This is a genomic window from Streptomyces aureus, assembly GCF_000725495.1.
In the GTDB taxonomy this organism is placed as follows: Bacteria; Actinomycetota; Actinomycetes; order Streptomycetales; family Streptomycetaceae; genus Streptomyces; species Streptomyces aureus_B.
In genome coordinates this window covers 186,198-204,242 of sequence record NZ_JNZD01000005.1, presented here as the reverse complement: position 1 = coordinate 204,242, position 18,045 = coordinate 186,198, and the positions used below count along the sequence as shown (strand labels likewise).

Sequence of the window (18,045 nt, the reverse complement as noted above, 5' to 3'; positions counted from 1 at the left end):
CGGGACGGATCGACCCGGACCGCCGGACCGGACGGACAGCAGGAGGAACGGTGCCCGAGGGGCACACCATTCACCGGCTCGCCGAGGACTACCTCGCCGCGTTCGGTGGCCGCGGCGCCCGCGTCACCAGCCCCCAGGGCAAGTTCGGCGACGCCGCGGCCCTCCTCGACGGCTCCGTCCTGACCGGGACGCAGGCACACGGCAAACACCTGTTCCTCGGCTTCGGCCCGGGCCGCTGGGTCCACATCCACCTGGGCCTCTTCGGCAAGGTCGGATTCGGCGCCACCCCCGCCCCGCCGCCCACGGACACCGTCCGGCTGCGGCTGGTGAACGACACCGCGTACGTCGACCTCCGCGGCCCCACCACCTGCGCGCTGATCACGGACGACGAGAAGCACGCGATACACGACCGGCTCGGCCCGGACCCGCTGCGCCCGGACGCCGATCCGGCGGCCGCCTACCGCCGCGTCGCGCGCAGCCGCACGACGATCGCCGCGCTGCTGATGGACCAGAAGGTCATCGCGGGCGTGGGCAACGTCTACCGCGCGGAGGTCCTCTTCCGGCACGGCATCGACCCCTACCGCGCGGGCAAGGACCTCGGCGCCGCGGAGTGGGACGCGATCTGGGCCGACCTCGTGGACCTCATGCGCGAGGGCGTCCGCAACAACCGCATCGACACGGTCCGGCCGGAGCACACCCCCGAGGCGATGGGCCGCCCGCCGCGCGTGGACGACCACGGCGGCGAGGTCTACGTCTACCGCAGGGCCGACCTGCCCTGCCACATCTGTGGCGGCGAGATCAGCACCGCCGACCTCGCCGCCCGCAACCTCTTCTGGTGCCCCGCCTGCCAGCGGTCCTGACCCCGCACCGGACCCGGACCACCGGGGGAGAACGCTAGAACCCGTGCGGCAGCCAGGGCGCGACCGTCGAGCCGAACGCCGTCGCCGCCTCCGCCAGCGCCCCCTGGCGCAGCTCGCGCACCCGGCCCGCGGCCGCGAGCGAGGCCAGCGACACCCCGCCGAGATAGGCGGCCCCCAACTCCCGCACCGACAGCGCGAGATCGGGCGCGTCCTCGGTCCGTACGCACACCGCGCCCTTCGCGTCGCCGGTGAGCCGCCAACGCCCTTCGTTCCAGGGGCAGAAGGCGTCCTCGACCTCGAACACCACGTCCACCGGCGCCTGATAGGTCCGCGCCTCCAGCGCCGCCCCGACCTCGACGAGCCGGACGTGCAGCGAGTCCTTCAGCCGCACCTGGCAGCGGCGGATGTCGGAGACCAGGTGCTGCCAGGCGTCGTCCACGGGACGGGAACGGGTGCGCAGCGTGGACGTCAGGTCGATGTCGAAGAGGAACCGCCACAGTGCGGCCCGCGCCGCCGGGTCCAGACCCTCCAGGTCCACCATCGTCACCACGCCGTTGTGCCCGGCCGGGCCCCACTCCGGCTTCACCCGGAAACGCGTGTACCCGACGGTCTCGCCGTCCCGCTCGGCGACCACGCACTGCAACGGCGAGGCCCCGCCGCGCTCGCTCGCCGGGTCGAGCAGCCCGAGCCGCTGCCACCCGGGCCGGCGGGCCAGCATCCCGGGGCGCCCCGGCACCAGCCGCGCGTAGACCGCCTCGCACGCCTCCAGCACGTCCCCGGGCGCCGCGTACCGCAGCTTCACGCCGTCCGTCCCGGGCGGCACCGAGAGCCGGACCCGGGCGGTGTCGATCTCCGCGCTCAGGGAGGAGGTCGCGATGCCGTAGCCGAACCGTCCGTAGATCGCCGGCTCCGAGGCGACCAGGACGGCGAGCGCCTCACCCGCGGCCCGTACGTCGTCCAGCTGGCGCCGCATCATCGCGGTGAGCACCCCGCGCCGCCGGTGCGTGGCCGCGACGCTGACCATCGTGACGCCGGCCGCCGGCACCGAGGCGCCGCCGGGGACCGTGACACGGAAGGAGAAGGCCCCCGCCGTACCCACCCAGTCCTTTCCGTCCCGCACACCCAGCGATCGGTCGTACTCTGTGAGCTCGCTCCACAGCTCGCGCTCCTCGGACGACTCCGCCACACCCCCGAACGCCCGGAGCAGGCTCTCGTACCATTCGTCCCAGTCGGCCTGCCGCAGTACCCGAACGTCAGTCGTCATAGCCCATGCCTACCAGGGCAATGCGGTACGAGCGAGGGAATTTCGCCCGGCCGTGACAGCCCCCGACCGGAACGCGCCGCAGCGGTTCCCTGTGAAGTTGAGCGCTCGGAGGGGGGACAAGTGGGACCTCACGTGCCAAGCGCCTGGTCCGATGGATAGGGTCCCGAACTAATGGCAGCAGGACGAGAGCGGCGCGCTGAAGCCGATACGTTCACGGCCCGGTTGAAGATGCAATGGCACCGGGCCCGCACAGGGCTGCGCAGATCCGCCGTCGACTACTTCCGCGGGGACGGCTCCGACTGGATCGCGCTGGCCGGCCTGCTGATCATGATCCCGGTGATCGCCTCCACCACGCTGGTCAACTCGGTGTGGTGCTCGCCCGCAGCCCTGGTCCTGCCGATCGTGGCCGGCGGACTGCTGCTGCGGCCCGCCAGCCTGCTCGGGCTGTACGCGGCCGCCGCCACCGCGCTGATAGTGGAGTCCGTGAAGCTCGGCCCGTACACCGAGGGCCCCTCCCGGGTGACACCCGGCGTGGTCCTCGTGGTCGCGGCCTGCGGCTTCTTCGGACTGCTGATCGCACAGTTCCGCAGCCGGGTGGGAGTTCCCTGGCGGCGGGGCGGCACCATGCTCTTCGACCTGCGCGAACGCATCCGGGTGCAGAGCAAGCTCCCCAAACTGCCGGTGGGCTGGCACCGCGAGATGGCGCTGCGCCCGGCGGGCGGCCAGTCCTTCTCCGGCGACTTCGTCGTGGCCGCCCGGACGAACGGCGGCCGGACCCTCGAAGTCGTCCTCACCGACGTCTCCGGCAAGGGAATGGACGCGGGCTCCCGCGCCCTGCTGCTGTCCGGGGCCTTCGGCGGCCTCCTCGGCTCCTTGCCGCCGCACGCCTTCCTCCCCGCCGCGAACGGCTATCTGCTGCGCCAGGACTGGGACGAGGGCTTCGCGACCTCGATCCATCTGGTGCTCGACCTCGACTCCGGCGACTACGAACTCTTCTCCGCCGGACACCCGCCGGGCCTCCAGCTCAGCGCGGGCAGCGGCCGCTGGGAGGAGAAGGCCGCCGAAGGCCCCCTGCTCGGCGTGTACGACGGCGCCCAGTTCGACCCGGTGAAGGGCTCGCTGCGGCCCGGGGACGTGCTCATGCTGTTCACGGACGGACTGGTCGAGACCGCCGACCGGGACATCGTCGAGGGCATCGACCGGCTCACCGGTGAGGCCGACCGCTATGTCGCCGGCGGCTTCCACGGTGCCGCCTGGCATCTCATCGAGGCGGTGGCCAGGGACGTCAACGACGACCGGGCCCTCCTGCTCATCTGCCGCGACGGCCTGGCCCCGGTACGCTGACCGCGCCCCGCGGAAACCCGCGGTGAAGGCGGCCCGCACCGAGGAGACACTGATCGCGTGACCCGACCCCTGCTGACCCTGGCCGAAGTCGAGGCGCTCGCCCGCGCGGCGCACGCCGCCCAGACCGACAAGGCGGGCCGGCCGTACGCCGAGCACCTCCAGGCCGTGGCGGACGGCGTCCGGGAGCGCGGCGGGGACGACGACCAGATCGCGGCGGCCTGGCTGCACGACGCCGTCGAGGACGACGCCCTCACCGGTGACTGGCTCGACGAGGCCGCGCTGAGCCCCCGTACGAAGGACATCGTGCGCGCGCTCACCAAGGCGAAGGGCGAGTCCCCGGAGTCGTACGCGCAGCGCATCCGCACCACCCGGGGCGCCCTGCTGGTCAAGGCGTCCGACCTGGCGCACAACGCCGATCCCGGGCGCCTCGCGGTCCTGGACGAACTCACCCGGGCCCGCCTGACGCGGAAGTACGCGACGATGCGCGGCCTGCTGGGGCTGCCGCCGGGCTGAGCTCCGGGATGGGGGGACGGGGCCGGAGTCCCGCGCCGGCATGCGTGAGGGCGGACCCGGAATCCCGTGCCGGCATGCGTGAAGTCGGGCCCGGAGTGCCGAGTCGACATGCGTGAGGGGCGGGTCCGGAGTTCCGGGTCCCGCCCCTCACGTGCGGCTCACGTGCCTCACGTACGCCTCACGTGCCGCGGGAGGCTCTCGCCCGCCGCGCGGCGTCCGCCGGCTACACGCCGGCCTTGGCCCGCTCCCTGGCGACCTCCGCCGCGTCCCGCTTGAACGCCCACTCCATCCTCGGCTCCATCGAGAACCGGAAGACCCGCTGGACGGGCCGGGTGCACAGGACGGTGACGAGCGCGGCCGCGGCCACGGTCACGAGGACTTCGCCCACCGGCTTGTGCAGCCACCCGTGGTCGAACCAGCCCCAGTACTCCGAGGCCTTGACGACGAAGCCGTGCAGCAGATAGCCGTACAGCGTGCCCGCGCCGAGCGCCGTGAACCAGAACGTGCGCCGCGGGACCCAGGCGAAGAAGCACGCGGTGAGCACCAGCGAGCAGCCGTAGAGCGCGAGCGTCATGACCACGCCGGCCCACCAGGGGGCGCCCAGCTCCTGCGCGCTGTCGCGGTGGAAGAACCAGGCGGTGTTCATCCGGGGCACGGCCCAGTAGCCCACGAGCAGCGCGACGGCCAGGACCGGCACCGACAGCAGGCGCACCTCCCGGCGGCGCACCAGCTGGAAGTGCTCGGGCTTCATGAAGAGGCCGAGGACGAAGAACGGCAGGAACTGCAGCACCCGCTGGAGGTCCAGGTCGTCGCCGATCTCGGGGGAGACGGACGCGAGGAGGGCGAGGCACACGGCCAGCGGGATCGGCCAGCGCACCACCTTCCACAGGGGCGTCGTCAGCCGCCAGATGAAGAGCGCGACCAGGAACCAGGTGAGGTACCAGGGGTCCAGCAGGCTGATCGCCTGGTCGGGGTCCCCGCCGGCCCAGCGGTCGAAGAGCGAGTAGGCGGTCTCGAACAGGACGTAGGGGACGACGACGCCGGTGACCAGCCGCTTCAGCCGGTCGGGACGCATGTCGAAGCTGCGCGAGAAGTAGCCGGAGATGATGATGAAGGCCGGCATGTGGAAGGTGTACACGACCGTGTACAGCGCCTCCAGGAAGCGGCTCTGACCCTTCAGCGGCTCCCACGCGTGACCCATGGCCACGAGGACGATCGCCAGGTACTTGGCGTTGTCGAAGAAGGCGTCGCGCTGCTTGGCGGGCTTGGCGCCCGGTGCGGCGCCCGCCGGGGCGACCGTCGTCACGGCCGTCCGGGGCGAGCGAGGACTCGGCACTCCGTCCGCCGGCCGCGGGGCCGGGGGGAGCGGTGATCTGTGGTGGCCGTGGGGTCGGAGCGAGTTCGTCACAGGCCCTCCCGCCAAGAACTCCGGGGGACGATTCTGGACCTCGCTGCGCGATCGGGGGGCGTGGCGGCGTGGAACATCTGAGGCACCCTAGCGTCGTCTGTGCGTTCTCGTAAAACGCCCTGTGTCATTCCTGCTTATCGCCTGCGCTTACCCCGGATTCGGAGATGTGTGCCTCCCGGTCCGCAAGTGGTTCCGTATATCGATTCGCTTACCCGCGAGGGGCGTTCTGTCCTGTTTGATGGTGATGAAGTAGTGCATAACGCCCGCGGGCGACTCTGGCGATATGTCCGATTAGAGGCCATTACGGGACACCGGATCCATGCTCGCGGTGTGCGTCTGGCAACAATTCGAATTGCCGGCGAACGGGATGTGTGGACATGGCAACGGTTCCTGGGAATTCACTGTGGACGAGCCGCCGAATTGCGCCACGGGCGGTGTCGCCCGGTGTGCTCCGGTGCCGCCCGGGGAAGGCGGTGCCGTGCCGCCCGGGTGGGACTCGGGGCCACCGCCGGGCCGATCGTCGGCCAACGATGCGTCACCCGCCGCATACGAGTGGCCGGTTGGTGGCACGATGGTTCTGGCGGGGGTGTGCGGGGCTGCACTCCCGGGCCGGGAGAGCGACCGACCGTAGGGTGTGATCAGTTGTGGCCATTTCGCTGTCAGTTGTGCTGCTGTTGGCGATCATCCTCGTGGTGTTGATCCGAGGGGGATCGATCAAGGCGGGACCCGCCATCGTCGCGGTGCTCTTCGGCTTCTTCCTCGCGTCGACCGGCATGGCGCCGTCCATCAACCGGTTCCTCGACTCGATAGCGCAGACCATCAACTCGATCAGCTTCTGAATCGGGACGCGGCGGAAGGTCTGGAAGATCGCATACGAGGGTCCGGGCTGAGCCGGCGAGACGCTGACGTGCGAGATCTCGCACCGCCCACCGACGTTCCCCGCGACTCCCCGCGGGTCGCCGCTCGATCGGGCGCGCAGCGGGCACGGCGGCCCGCGGACCTCGCGCTGTGATCGACGTCGCGCGCTACTCGGGGGCGCACATCATGCGGTGGGCCGGCGCGACGGGCTCACCCGGGAGCGGGTCGACTCCACGGACCCGTACGGCGACGATGTCCGTGACGATGGGGGATCTGGCCGGGAGCTTCGTCAAACGCCACCGGAAGGGCTCTGGGACGTCCTTGGCAGGCAACTCCACGGTGGCGAGGCTGACCCAGCGGTCATAGTTCGTGGGACATACCTGAACCAATGCGCCACATGTGGGGCAAGTGGGTGGCTCGATCCATGACGCGTCGTCCGGGTCGGGATCCGGTCGCGGGGCAGCCGTGGCCCTGTCGACTTCGGCCACCTCGTTGGCGACGGTGTTCCAGCAGGCATCGCAGAGCCTGGCCATGAGGTCGATGCGCCCTCGCTCGCGCACGGTGGAGCCGCCGACACCACAGCGATCACATGTGAACTGGGATTGATCGGATAAACCACCCATGTGTTCAAGTGTGGTTGATTCCGACCGGATTCGAGTAGGTCGCGATGTGGCCTCGTTGACTGGTCATGCACTCGGGTGGTGTCGGCTGCGTCGCGTGCTCACCCGGTCGGTGGAACTCGGGAGGTGGGGGCACGTGCTTCCGTGAGTTCCTGAGGGGGGCAGGACGTCGAACCCACCGCGAGGAGAGTCATGGGACTCAGTGATCAGTTCAAGGACAAGGCGAGGGAAGCCGCGGACAAGGCCAAGAGCGGTCAGGACGATCCCGCCGCGAAGGCCGAGGAGGCAATGAGGAAGGCCCGAGAGGCGTCTGCCGATCATGCGCCCGAAGCCGACGCCGAGTGAACCGAGCGGGCACCCTCTGCCGGCCCCTGGTGCCGCCAGGGGCTTTTCAGGTCCGCAGTAAGCGGGCGCAAGCGCTCGGAGCTGGTTCGCCGACGAATCCCCATGCGGAGCCGTACCGCGACGCTCGATGAGCGGCATTTGTGATGATCGGAAGAGAGACACCCGTGGCGAGCGCAAGCAGCCGAGCCGCACAGCCCGTTGGCAGGGGAAAGGTCATGAGCTGGCTGTCGAAGGTGTTCGAGTTCAATGCCGCAGGGTTGAACTGGCCGCGAGCGGTGGCGTTCCTGGATGCCGGACTGGTGCCGCTGTTCGTCTTCTGGGCGATCGGGCATGAGGTCTACCTGCTCAGCGCAGTGTTCGGGCTGCTGTTCGCGGCGCTGAGCGACCCGGGAGGCAGCTACGGGCACCGGGCGCTTTCCGTCGCCGTTTTCGCGCTGGTGGGTGCCGGCGTGACCGCGCTGGCGTTCGAGGTCGGGGCGGATGCCTGGGGCTGGATGGTGCTCGCGGCTTTCGTGGTCACACTGGCGGCCGGGCTGGCCGTCGCCTTCGGGGTCCACCGATTCATCAACGCCATGCTGCTCAACATCTGGTTCGTCGTCGCCATCGGATACGAGTTCGGCGTCCACAAGGCGGTCCACGTCACCAGCCACCTCTGGGCCCAGGTGCTCGCCTGGAGCGGAGGCGCGGCGCTGTGGATCGCGGTGACGTTCCTGTGGTGGCTGATCCGGGGACGTACGGATCAGAACCAGCCCTTCTCGGAGCTCCCGGGCGACAACTCGCGGAGGAAGCTGACCTCGCCGCTGATCCTGTTCGCGGTGATCCGCGCCGTGGTCATCGCCGGCACCGTTGCGCTGGCGTTCGGACTGGATCTGACGCACGGCTCCTGGATCCCGATCGCGGCCATGGTCGCGATGAAGCCGAGTCTGGAACAGGCCGCGCTCGTCAGCGCGCAACGTCTTGTCGGAACGTTGATCGGCGCGGTCGCAGCCGGGTTGTTGCTGCTGGTGCCCGCCGGCGAACACGGACTCAGACTCTTTGCGGTCGAGCGCGGCCTTGAAGTGGTGGCGCTCGTCCTGCTGATGCACGGGGCGGGGATCCGCTTCTGGAACTACAGCTTCTACAGTGCGGCCATCGCCGCGGGCGCGCTCATCCTGGTGGACCTTCCACAGCCCTCCGACTATGCCGCCGAGGGCTACCGGTTGCTGTGGACGCTGGTCGGCGTGGGATGCAGCCTGATCGTCCTGCTGCTGGCAGGCCTGCTCGCCAAACGAACCGGTAAAGCGCGACCACAACCAACCTGAGCGGACATTGACGGGGCCACCCCGCGCCGCAACCACGTCAACCTGCTGTGGCGCCGGGCCTGCGCGGACGCCGGGATCACGGGCATGCATTTTCATGATCTTCGGCACACGGGGAACACTCTCGCCGCCTCCACGGGAGCGAGCACGCGGGAGCTGATGGCACGCATGGGGCACAGCACCGCCCGCGCCGCACTGATCTATCAGCACGCCAGTGCAGACCGTGACCGGCTGATCGCCGACGCGGTGAGCGGGCTGGTGAAAAAGGGGCGCAAACGGGGGGCGCGTAGAAGCAAGAAGAAAGATAAGAAGCCCGACGGGCACGGGGCGGGCACGGAGGGCTGATCGGAGCCCTCGGATGCGACAAAGGCCAGGCGGAGGAATTGTCTTCCGGCCTGGCCTTCTGCCATCTGGAGCGGGTGACGGGAATCGAACCCGCGTAGCTAGTTTGGAAGACTAGTGCTCTACCATTGAGCTACACCCGCACGGCACGCGCCGCAGGTCAGCGACCGCGGCACAGGATGCATCGTAGCGGGTCGAGGGCCCGCAATGCACACCCCGTTCCCGCCCGCGTCGGCGCTCGCGAAATGCGGCCGCCGCAGCGTCTGCGGGCATGTACCCTACGTGTCGCACCGACGGGGTGTGGCGCAGCTTGGTAGCGCGTCCGCTTTGGGAGCGGAAGGCCGTGGGTTCAAATCCCGCCACCCCGACCACCGGCAGGGCCGCGCAGGATCCGCCCGGACAAGATCGCCTTTTGGGCCGTGTACCGCCTGCGGTTACTATGCAAGCTGCGTGCCCGTATGTCTGCACTGTTACGTCTCTCAAGGGCCGCGGAATCCGCCCAGGGCTCTGCCCGGCCGGCAGCGGCACGCAGCAGAACCCCCCAAGAAGTCAGCCACAAGGAGACCGAACCGTGAAGAGCGCCGTGGAGACCCTGAACCCGACCCGGGTTCGGCTCACTGTCGAGGTGCCCTTCGAGGAGCTCAAGGACAGCCTCGACGCGGCGTACAAGAAGATCAACCAGCAGGTCACGGTGAAGGGGTTCCGGAAGGGCAAGATCCCGGCGCGCGTCATCGACCAGCGGTTCGGTCGGGGCGCCGTGCTCGAGGAGGCCGTCAACGACGCGCTCCCGAAGTTCTACACCGAAGCGGTCAACGAGGCTGAGCTGAACGTCCTCGGCCAGCCCGAGGTCGACATCACCGAGCTGAAGGACGGCGAGACGCTGAACTTCACCGCCGAGGTCGACGTCCGTCCCGCCATCGAGATCCCGGACTACTCCGGCATCGAGGTCGAGGTCGACGCCATCGAGGTCAGCGACGAGGACGTCGAGAAGGCCGTCTCCGACCTGCGCGAGCGCTTCGCGTCGACCTCCCCGGTCGAGCGTGCCGCCCAGGACGCCGACGTCGTCACGATCGACCTCGAGGCCAAGGTCGACGGCGAGGTCCTGGAGGACGGTGTCGCCAGCGGCGTCTCGTACACCATCGGCTCCGGCGAGCTGCTCGACGGCATCGACGAGGCCGTGAAGGGCCTGGAGGCCGGTGGCGAGGCCACCTTCTCCTCCGAGCTCAAGGGCGGCTCCGCCGCCGGCAAGGAGGCCGAGGTCACCGTCAAGGTCACCCAGGTCGCCGCGCGTGAACTGCCCGAGCTGGACGACGAGTTCGCGCAGCTCGCCTCCGAGTTCGACACCCTCGACGAGCTGAAGGCCGACAGCCGCAAGCGCCTCGAGAACATGAAGCAGTACGACCAGGCCACGCAGGCCCAGGAGCGCGTCCTGGAGAAGCTGCTGGAGCTCGTCGAGGTGCCCGTCCCCGAGAAGCTGCTCGAGGACGAGATCAACACCCGTAAGCACAACCTCGAGCACCACCAGCTCGGCCAGATGGGCCTCGACCTCGCGAAGTACCTGGAGATCCAGGGCAAGACCGAGGAAGAGTTCGACGCCGAGACCAAGGAAGCCGCGGTCAAGGGCATCAAGACGCAGTTCGTCCTCGACGAGCTCGTCAACAAGGAGAAGCTGAACGTCAACCAGGAGGAGCTCACCGAGCACCTCATGCGGCGCGCGGCCTCCTCCGGCATGTCCCCCGACCAGTTCGCCCAGGCCGTCGTCGAGGGCGGCCAGGTCCCGATGCTCGTCGGCGAGGTCGCCCGCGGCAAGGCGCTCGCGGTCGTCGTCGAGGCCGCCACGGTCAAGGACACGAACGGCGAGATCGTCGACCTGGACGACGAGGAGGACGAGACGGGCGAGACCGTCGAGGCCACCACCGAGTCCGAGGAGACCACCGAGGCCTGATCGCCTCAGCGGTAGACCTTCCGACGGGCCCCCGGGAACACCACGTCCCCGGGGGCCCGTCGCCGTACCCGGACAAGGGCGCCGGAACCTCACCGGCTCCCCGCAGCCCACGACCCGCCTCCCCGCAGCCCGCGACCCGCCTTCCCACAGCCCCGGGGACACCTCCCCGCAGGCCCTACCGGCCCACCCAGGGGCGCGAGGAACCGCGCGAGCGGCCCACGACAGCCCGCACCCGCCCGCGGCGCCCGGGCGGCAGCCGCTCGGCGCCGAGCCGGCCCGGCACGAGCCCGACCCCCGCGTCGCGGGCGCGGCCGTTCGAGGGTGCCCCTCACCCCGCGAGCCCGCCGGGCAAGGGCGCCCGGCACCCTGGTGAAGCCCGCGCAGCGCATGCGCTCACAGCGAACAGTTCCCTCTGCGGGATTCCCCGGAGGGACCCGCGCGTTAGGGTCCATGAATACGAGGGCAGGGGAGTCTCCGGACGCCGTCGGGAGGCGGCGCGGAACCCGGGGTCCCAGGCCCTGCAGAAGACGTGAGACGGCCCGGCGCCGTCGTAAGACGAGCAGGTGGATACGTGACGAATCTGATGCCCACAGCTGCCGGCGACCCCATCGGTGGTGGCCTCGGCGACCAGGTCTACAACCGACTGCTCGGCGAGCGAATCATCTTCCTCGGCCAGGCGGTCGACGATGACATCGCCAACAAGATCACGGCGCAGCTGCTGCTCCTTGCCGCCGACCCGGACAAGGACATCTACCTCTACATCAACAGCCCCGGCGGATCGATCACCGCCGGCATGGCGATCTACGACACCATGCAGTTCATCAAGAACGACGTGGTGACGATCGCCATGGGCATGGCGGCTTCGATGGGCCAGTTCCTGCTCAGCGCCGGCACCCCCGGCAAGCGCTTCGCGCTGCCGAACGCCGAGATCCTGATCCACCAGCCCTCCGCGGGTCTCGCGGGCTCCGCGTCGGACATCAAGATCCACGCCGAGCGGCTGCTGCACACCAAGAAGCGGATGGCGGAGCTGACCGCCTTCCACACCGGTCAGACCGTAGAGCAGGTCACGCGCGACTCGGACCGCGACCGCTGGTTCGACCCGATCGAGGCCAAGGAGTACGGCCTCATCGACGACATCGTGCCCACCGCTGCCGGGATGCCGGGCGGCGGCGGCACCGGGGCGTCGTAAGCCCCTCCAGCGCCCCCGAGGGCGGCGCGGGGCCTCTGCCCGCCTCCCGGTGGGTCCAGGCCCGTCGCGCGCCCTCAGCCGACCGCTCAGCCCTTTTCAGGTTTTCCAGGAGACACAGTGAACGACTTCCCCGGCAGCGGCCTCTACGCCCGCACGCAGGCCGAGTACACCGGTCCTCGCGCGGAGTCCCGCTACGTCATCCCGCGCTTCGTCGAGCGCACCTCGCAGGGCGTGCGTGAGTACGACCCGTACGCGAAGCTGTTCGAGGAGCGCGTGATCTTCCTCGGCGTGCAGATCGACGACGCCTCCGCCAACGACGTCATGGCGCAGCTGCTGTGCCTGGAGTCGATGGACCCCGACCGCGACATCTCGGTCTACATCAACAGCCCCGGCGGCTCGTTCACGGCCCTCACGGCCATCTACGACACGATGCAGTTCGTGAAGCCGGACATCCAGACGGTCTGCATGGGCCAGGCCGCCTCGGCCGCCGCGATCCTGCTGGCCGCCGGCACCCCGGGCAAGCGCATGGCACTTCCGAACGCCCGTGTGCTGATCCACCAGCCCTACAGCGAGACCGGTCGGGGACAGGTCTCCGACCTCGAGATCGCCGCGAACGAGATCCTTCGTATGCGTGGTCAGCTGGAGGACATGCTGGCCAAGCACTCGACCACGCCGATCGAGAAGATCCGCGAGGACATCGAGCGCGACAAGATCCTCACGGCCGAGGACGCGCTGGCCTACGGCCTGATCGACCAGATCATTTCCACCCGGAAGATGAACAACTCCGCGGTGGTGTGACGTATCGCTGTATCGTCTGCCGCTCCTTGGCGCGGTTCACGACAAAGTGAACCGCGCCAAGGGGGGCCCGAACGAGGGGCTCGGCAAGGTACCGTCGGACATAAGGCAGCACCAGGAGCCGCTGGACCCAGGCGGCTCCCAGGCGAAGGGGAAGCACACCGTGGCACGCATCGGTGACGGCGGCGATCTGCTCAAGTGCTCGTTCTGCGGCAAGAGCCAGAAGCAGGTCAAGAAGCTCATCGCAGGCCCCGGTGTGTACATCTGCGACGAGTGCATCGATCTCTGCAACGAGATCATCGAGGAGGAGCTCGCCGAGACGAGCGAGGTGCGCTGGGAGGAACTCCCCAAGCCCCGCGAGATCTACGAGTTCCTGGAGGGGTACGTCGTCGGCCAGGAGTCGGCGAAGAAGGCCCTCTCCGTCGCGGTGTACAACCACTACAAGCGGGTCCAGGCCGGTGAGAACGCCACGGGCCAGAACCGCGAGGACGCCATCGAGTTGGCGAAGTCCAACATCCTCCTGCTGGGCCCCACGGGCTCCGGCAAGACGCTCCTCGCCCAGACTCTCGCCCGCATGCTGAACGTCCCGTTCGCCATCGCCGACGCCACGGCGCTGACGGAGGCGGGGTACGTCGGCGAGGATGTCGAGAACATCCTGCTGAAGCTGATCCAGGCCGCCGACTACGACGTCAAGAAGGCCGAGACCGGGATCATCTACATCGACGAGATCGACAAGGTCGCCCGTAAGAGCGAAAACCCGTCGATCACGCGCGACGTCTCCGGTGAGGGCGTGCAGCAGGCGCTCCTGAAGATCCTCGAGGGCACGACGGCCTCGGTGCCGCCGCAGGGCGGACGCAAGCACCCGCACCAGGAGTTCATCCAGATCGACACGACGAACGTCCTGTTCATCGTGGGCGGCGCCTTCGCGGGCCTGGAGAAGCTCATCGAGTCCCGGGCGGGAGCGAAGGGCATCGGCTTCGGCGCGACGATCCGCTCCAAGCGCGAGCTGGAGTCCAAGGACCAGTTCGAGGCCGTCATGCCGGAGGACCTGGTCAAGTTCGGCATGATCCCCGAGTTCATCGGCCGTCTGCCCGTCATCACCTCGGTCCACAACCTGGACCGCGAGGCGCTCCTGCAGATCCTGGTCGAGCCGCGCAACGCGCTGGTCAAGCAGTACCAGCGCCTCTTCGAACTCGACGGCGTGGAGCTGGACTTCGAGCGCGAGGCGCTGGAGGCCATCGCCGACCAGGCCATCCTGCGCCAGACCGGCGCCCGCGGCCTGCGCGCCATCATGGAGGAAGTCCTCCAGGCCGTAATGTACGAGGTCCCGTCCCGCAAGGACGTCGCCCGCGTCGTCATCACCGCAGACGTAGTCCTGCGCAACGTCAACCCCACCCTGATCCCGAGGGACGCCCGCCGCGGCGGCCCGGGCGAGGCGAAGACCGCGTAGTCACCGGACAGACGAGAGGCGCCCGGCGGGAACGCCGGGCGCCTCTTCGTCTTCTGCGGGGCGGAAGGTCACGCCGGGACGCGGATGTCCTTGCGCAGCGCCGCGGTCACCCGGGCCGACTCGTCCATGCTCACGCCCTGGCCGCCCTGGGCGGCCACGCCGAAGCCGAGCGTGCTGTAGTCGGCCCACATGCACATGTACTGGGTGTCCGTCTTGCCCGTCGCCGAGTTGAGTGCCTTCGCCTCCTGGCACTTCATGATGGCGCCGTCCAGGCCGGCCGGGCTCACGGACTTGGCGTCGCCCACGAACTCGATCTTGGAGGTGGACTCCTTGGCCGAGTCCTTCTTGATGTTGGCGAACGAGGCGTCGATGGCCGCCGCGGGGTCCTTCACCTTGCCGTAGAGGCCGGAGAAGGTGATGGCCTTGGACCCGGCGATCGCGGTCGGGTCCTTCAGGGTGTCCGGGTTGCTCAGGTCGATCGTGGAGTAGATCCCGCTCACCGACTTGGAGTTGGTGATGCCGCTGGCAGCCAGGTCCTTGGCGTCCCCGGAGGACGGGTCCTGCGGGCCCTGGTCCTTGCCCATGCGCTTGTACTGGCCGTCGATCACCGTCGCCGGCGTCGTCAGCTTGTGGGGCCCGTCGTCGGCCACGTCACCGTTGCCGCCGCTGCCGCCGAACACCAGGTACGCGCCCACCGCGACCGCCGCCACCACGGCCACGCCGATGATGATCAGGGCCGTCTTCTTCTTGCCGCCGGACGGCGCGGGGGGCATCGGGACCGTGCCGTAGGGCGGCTGCTGCCCGTAGGCGGGCGGCTGGCCGTACGGAGGGGTCTGCGGCGGCACGCCCGGAGCCTGCTGCGGGTATCCGTAGCCGGGCTGCGCCGGGGGAGCCTGCTGGGGGTAGCCGTAGCCGGGCTGGGGGGCCGGCGGCTGCTGGCCGTAGGGGCCGGGCTGGCCGCCCGGCTGACCGTAGGGTCCGGGCTGCTGGGGCTGCCCGCCGTACGGGCCCGGCTGGTTGTAGCTCATTTCTGGGTTCCCCTCCAGATGCCTTATGTGTTCCTGACATCCTGACGCACAGGTCAGGCCCCCAGGTCCGCAGGGGGTGCACCGTTACGAAGTAATCCCGTTTCGGGACACCGGCGTGACGCCCCTAAACTGATCCCGTGACCGAGAACGCTCATCAGCAGCCATCAGAGCCCAACACCGAACTGCCGACCCAGTACGCGCCGGCCGAGGTAGAGGGGGAGCTGTACGAGCGCTGGGTAGAACGGAGTTACTTCGCCGCCGACGCGAAGAGCGAGAAGCCTCCGTACACCATCGTCATCCCGCCGCCGAACGTCACCGGAAGCCTGCACCTGGGGCACGCCTTCCAGCACACGCTGATGGACGCGCTGACGCGTCGTAAGCGCATGCAGGGGTACGAGGCGCTCTGGCTCCCCGGCATGGACCACGCCGGAATCGCCACGCAGAACAAGGTCGAGCAGCAACTCGCCGAAGAGGGCAAGTCCCGTCACGACCTGGGCCGCGAGGAGTTCGTCGAGCGGGTCTGGCAGTGGAAGGAAGAGTACGGCGGCAAGATCCTCGGCCAGATGCGCCGCCTCGGCGACGGCGTCGACTGGGACCGTGAGCGCTTCACGATGGACGAGGGGCTGTCCAAGGCCGTCCAGACCATCTTCAAGAAGCTCTACGACGACGAGCTGATCTACCGTGCCGAGCGGATCATCAACTGGTGTCCGCGCTGTCTCACGGCCATCTCGGACATCGAGGTCGAGTACCAGGAGGACGACGGCGAGCTCGTCTCCATCAAGTACGGGGAGGGCGACGAGACCCTCGTCGTGGCCACCACCCGTGCCGAGACCATGCTCGGTGACACCGCCGTCGCCGTCCACCCGGACGACGAGCGCTACAAGCACCTCGTGGGCAAGCGGATCAAGCTGCCGCTGACCGACCGCTCCATCCCCGTCGTCGCGGACACCCACGTCGACCCCGAGTTCGGCACCGGTGCCGTCAAGGTCACCCCCGCCCACGACGCGAACGACTTCGCGATCGGCCAGCGCCACGGCCTGGAGTCGATCACGGTCATGGACGAGCGCGCCGTCATCACGGTCCACGGCCCCTTCCAGGGACTCGACCGCTTCGAGGCCCGTTCCGCCATCGTCGGCGCACTGCGCTCGCAGGGCCGGATCGTCGCCGAGAAGCGCCCCTACGTCCACTCCGTGGGCCACTGCTCGCGCTGCAGGACGACGGTCGAGCCGCGCCTGTCGATGCAGTGGTGGGTCAAGGTCGCCCCGCTGGCGCAGGCCGCCGGTGACGCGGTCCGCGACGGCCGGGTCGCCATCCATCCCGCCGACATGTCGAAGCGCTACTTCGACTGGGTCGACAACATGCACGACTGGTGCATCTCGCGCCAGTTGTGGTGGGGGCACCGCATCCCGGTCTGGTACGGGCCCGAGGGACAGGTCGTCTGCGTCGGACCCGACGAGGAGCCGCCCACGGGTGAGGGCTGGACGCAGGACACCGACGTCCTCGACACCTGGTTCTCCTCCGGCCTGTGGCCGTTCTCCACGCTGGGCTGGCCGGAGAACACCCCCGACCTGCAGAAGTTCTACTCGACCGATGTCCTGCTCACCGGCCACGACATCATCTTCTTCTGGGTCGCCCGGATGATGATGTTCGGCCTGTACGCGATGGACGGCGAGGTCCCGTTCAAGACCATCGCCCTCACCGGCCTGGTCCGCGACGAGCGCGGCAAGAAGATGTCGAAGTCCTTCGGCAACGTCGTCGACCCGCTCGACTGGATGGACAAGTACGGCTCCGACGCCGTCCGCTTCACCCTCGCCAAGGGCGCCAACCCCGGTACCGACGTGCCGATCGGAGAGGACTGGGTCCAGGCCTCCCGGAACTTCGCCAACAAGATCTGGAACGCCACCCGCTTCGCGCTGATGAACGGCGCGACGGTCGAGGGTCCGCTGCCCGAGCCGGAGGAGCTGTCGGCGACCGACCGCTGGATCCTCTCCCGGCTCAACGAGACCATCGCCGAAGTCGACGCGTTCTACGAGGACTTCCAGTTCGCGAAGCTCTCCGACGCCCTTTACCACTTCGCGTGGGACGAGGTCTTCGACTGGTACGTCGAGCTGTCCAAGACCACGTTCATGGCCGGCGGCGAGCCCGCGAAGGTCTCCGGCCGGGTCCTCGGCGAGGTCCTGGACGTCACCCTCCGTCTCCTCCACCCGATCGTCCCCTTCGTCACCGAGACGCTGTGGACGACGCTCACCGGCGGCGAGTCGGTCGTCATCGCCGACTGGCCCAAGGACAGCGGCTTCCGCGACGAGGCCGCCGAGCAGGAGATCGAGAAGCTCCAGCAGGTCATCACGGAGGTCCGCCGCTTCCGCGCCGACCAGGGCCTCCAGCCCGGCCAGCGGGTCCCGGCCCGGCTGACCCTCGACGGGACGGCGCTCGCCCCGCACGAGGCGGCCATCCGCCAGCTGCTGCGCCTCCAGCCGGAGGGCGAGGGCTTCTCGGCCACGGCGACGCTGCCGGTGGCGGGCGCCACGGTCGCGCTCGACCTGTCGGGCACCATCGACGTCGCCGCGGAGCGCAAGCGGCTGGCCAAGGACCTCGCCGCCGCCGAGAAGGAGAAGGCCCAGGCCAACGCCAAGCTCGGCAACGAGGCGTTCCTCGCCAAGGCTCCGGACAACGTCGTGGACAAGATCCGCGGCCGGCTCGCGAAGGCTGACGAGGACATCGCCCGCATCCAGACCCAGCTGGAGCGGCTGCCGGAGGCGTAGCCTCCCAGCCCGACCGAAGGCCTC

At 69.4% G+C, this 18,045-nt stretch carries 16 protein-coding genes, 2 tRNA genes and 1 pseudogene; 14 read left to right on the top strand and 5 right to left on the bottom strand.

The window, feature by feature from the left end; all coding sequences use genetic code 11:
* Window positions 1-50 precede the first annotated feature (50 nt).
* Window positions 51-860 carry an Fpg/Nei family DNA glycosylase gene (locus IO36_RS10875; protein ID WP_037618837.1) on the top strand — a complete coding sequence of 270 codons (810 nt, stop codon included), beginning with the start codon at window positions 51-53 and terminating at the stop codon, window positions 858-860.
* Window positions 861-894: 34 nt separating this feature from the next.
* On the opposite strand, the gene IO36_RS10870 is transcribed toward IO36_RS10875, so the two are convergent.
* Window positions 895-2,124 (bottom strand): GNAT family N-acetyltransferase, encoded by a 1,230-nt coding sequence (locus IO36_RS10870; RefSeq protein ID WP_037618835.1) that lies wholly within the window; start codon window positions 2,122-2,124, stop codon window positions 895-897.
* Window positions 2,125-2,295: 171 nt separating this feature from the next.
* Here IO36_RS10870 and IO36_RS10865 point away from each other — a divergent pair, with 171 nt between their 5' ends.
* Window positions 2,296-3,468, top strand: a complete 1,173-nt coding sequence (locus IO36_RS10865; RefSeq protein WP_037618834.1) for a PP2C family protein-serine/threonine phosphatase — start codon at window positions 2,296-2,298, stop codon at window positions 3,466-3,468.
* Window positions 3,469-3,525: 57 nt separating this feature from the next.
* A complete protein-coding gene (locus IO36_RS10860; RefSeq protein WP_037618832.1) occupies window positions 3,526-3,981 on the top strand; it encodes an HD domain-containing protein in 456 nt (151 codons plus the stop codon).
* Window positions 3,982-4,204: 223 nt separating this feature from the next.
* On the opposite strand, the gene IO36_RS10855 is transcribed toward IO36_RS10860, so the two are convergent.
* Complete coding sequence (locus tag IO36_RS10855) at window positions 4,205-5,389, bottom strand: acyltransferase family protein (RefSeq protein ID WP_037618831.1); 1,185 nt, start codon at window positions 5,387-5,389, stop codon at window positions 4,205-4,207.
* A gap of 644 nt (window positions 5,390-6,033) precedes the next feature.
* Between IO36_RS10855 and IO36_RS10850 the strand changes: the two genes are divergently transcribed.
* On the top strand, window positions 6,034-6,228 hold the full coding sequence (locus IO36_RS10850; protein WP_037618829.1) for a hypothetical protein: 195 nt from the start codon (window positions 6,034-6,036) through the stop codon (window positions 6,226-6,228).
* Between the two features lie 186 nt (window positions 6,229-6,414).
* Here the strand turns inward: IO36_RS10850 and IO36_RS48040 are convergent, their stop codons facing one another.
* Window positions 6,415-6,780 (bottom strand): DUF6083 domain-containing protein, encoded by a 366-nt coding sequence (locus IO36_RS48040; protein ID WP_245173234.1) that lies wholly within the window; start codon window positions 6,778-6,780, stop codon window positions 6,415-6,417.
* Between the two features lie 279 nt (window positions 6,781-7,059).
* Here IO36_RS48040 and IO36_RS47375 point away from each other — a divergent pair, with 279 nt between their 5' ends.
* From IO36_RS47375 to IO36_RS49310, 4 genes and pseudogenes are all read left to right on the top strand, one after another.
* Complete coding sequence (locus IO36_RS47375) at window positions 7,060-7,212, top strand: hypothetical protein (protein ID WP_167347391.1); 153 nt, start codon at window positions 7,060-7,062, stop codon at window positions 7,210-7,212.
* A gap of 215 nt (window positions 7,213-7,427) precedes the next feature.
* The gene (locus IO36_RS10835; RefSeq protein ID WP_051900294.1) at window positions 7,428-8,513 is read left to right on the top strand and encodes an FUSC family protein; all 1,086 of its coding nucleotides are present in this window, start codon (window positions 7,428-7,430) and stop codon (window positions 8,511-8,513) included.
* Between the two features lie 84 nt (window positions 8,514-8,597).
* Window positions 8,598-8,669, top strand: a pseudogene (locus tag IO36_RS49315) (tyrosine-type recombinase/integrase); the annotation flags it as partial.
* A 9-nt stretch (window positions 8,670-8,678) separates the two neighbouring features.
* The gene (locus IO36_RS49310) at window positions 8,679-8,855 is read left to right on the top strand and encodes an integrase (protein ID WP_425535524.1); all 177 of its coding nucleotides are present in this window, start codon (window positions 8,679-8,681) and stop codon (window positions 8,853-8,855) included.
* A gap of 66 nt (window positions 8,856-8,921) precedes the next feature.
* On the opposite strand, the gene IO36_RS10825 is transcribed toward IO36_RS49310, so the two are convergent.
* A tRNA-Gly gene (locus IO36_RS10825) sits at window positions 8,922-8,995 on the bottom strand.
* 151 nt (window positions 8,996-9,146) lie between these two features.
* Here IO36_RS10825 and IO36_RS10820 point away from each other — a divergent pair.
* The 5 genes from IO36_RS10820 (at window position 9,147) to clpX (ending at window position 14,231) form a co-directional block, all read left to right on the top strand.
* Window positions 9,147-9,223, top strand: a tRNA-Pro gene (locus IO36_RS10820).
* Window positions 9,224-9,423: 200 nt separating this feature from the next.
* Window positions 9,424-10,797, top strand: a complete 1,374-nt coding sequence (gene tig / locus IO36_RS10815; protein WP_037618824.1) for a trigger factor — start codon at window positions 9,424-9,426, stop codon at window positions 10,795-10,797.
* Window positions 10,798-11,380: 583 nt separating this feature from the next.
* Window positions 11,381-11,986 carry an ATP-dependent Clp protease proteolytic subunit gene (locus IO36_RS10810; RefSeq protein ID WP_037618823.1) on the top strand — a complete coding sequence of 202 codons (606 nt, stop codon included), beginning with the start codon at window positions 11,381-11,383 and terminating at the stop codon, window positions 11,984-11,986.
* A 117-nt stretch (window positions 11,987-12,103) separates the two neighbouring features.
* Window positions 12,104-12,784 (top strand): ATP-dependent Clp protease proteolytic subunit, encoded by a 681-nt coding sequence (locus IO36_RS10805; protein ID WP_037618822.1) that lies wholly within the window; start codon window positions 12,104-12,106, stop codon window positions 12,782-12,784.
* A gap of 160 nt (window positions 12,785-12,944) precedes the next feature.
* On the top strand, window positions 12,945-14,231 hold the full coding sequence (clpX, locus tag IO36_RS10800; RefSeq protein WP_037619383.1) for an ATP-dependent Clp protease ATP-binding subunit ClpX: 1,287 nt from the start codon (window positions 12,945-12,947) through the stop codon (window positions 14,229-14,231).
* A 68-nt stretch (window positions 14,232-14,299) separates the two neighbouring features.
* Here the strand turns inward: clpX and IO36_RS10795 are convergent, their stop codons facing one another.
* The gene (locus IO36_RS10795) at window positions 14,300-15,259 is read right to left on the bottom strand and encodes a membrane protein (RefSeq protein WP_037618821.1); all 960 of its coding nucleotides are present in this window, start codon (window positions 15,257-15,259) and stop codon (window positions 14,300-14,302) included.
* Between the two features lie 137 nt (window positions 15,260-15,396).
* Between IO36_RS10795 and IO36_RS10790 the strand changes: the two genes are divergently transcribed.
* Window positions 15,397-18,021, top strand: coding sequence for a valine--tRNA ligase (locus IO36_RS10790; protein ID WP_037618820.1), 2,625 nt, complete (start codon window positions 15,397-15,399; stop codon window positions 18,019-18,021).
* Window positions 18,022-18,045: the final 24 nt, after the last annotated feature.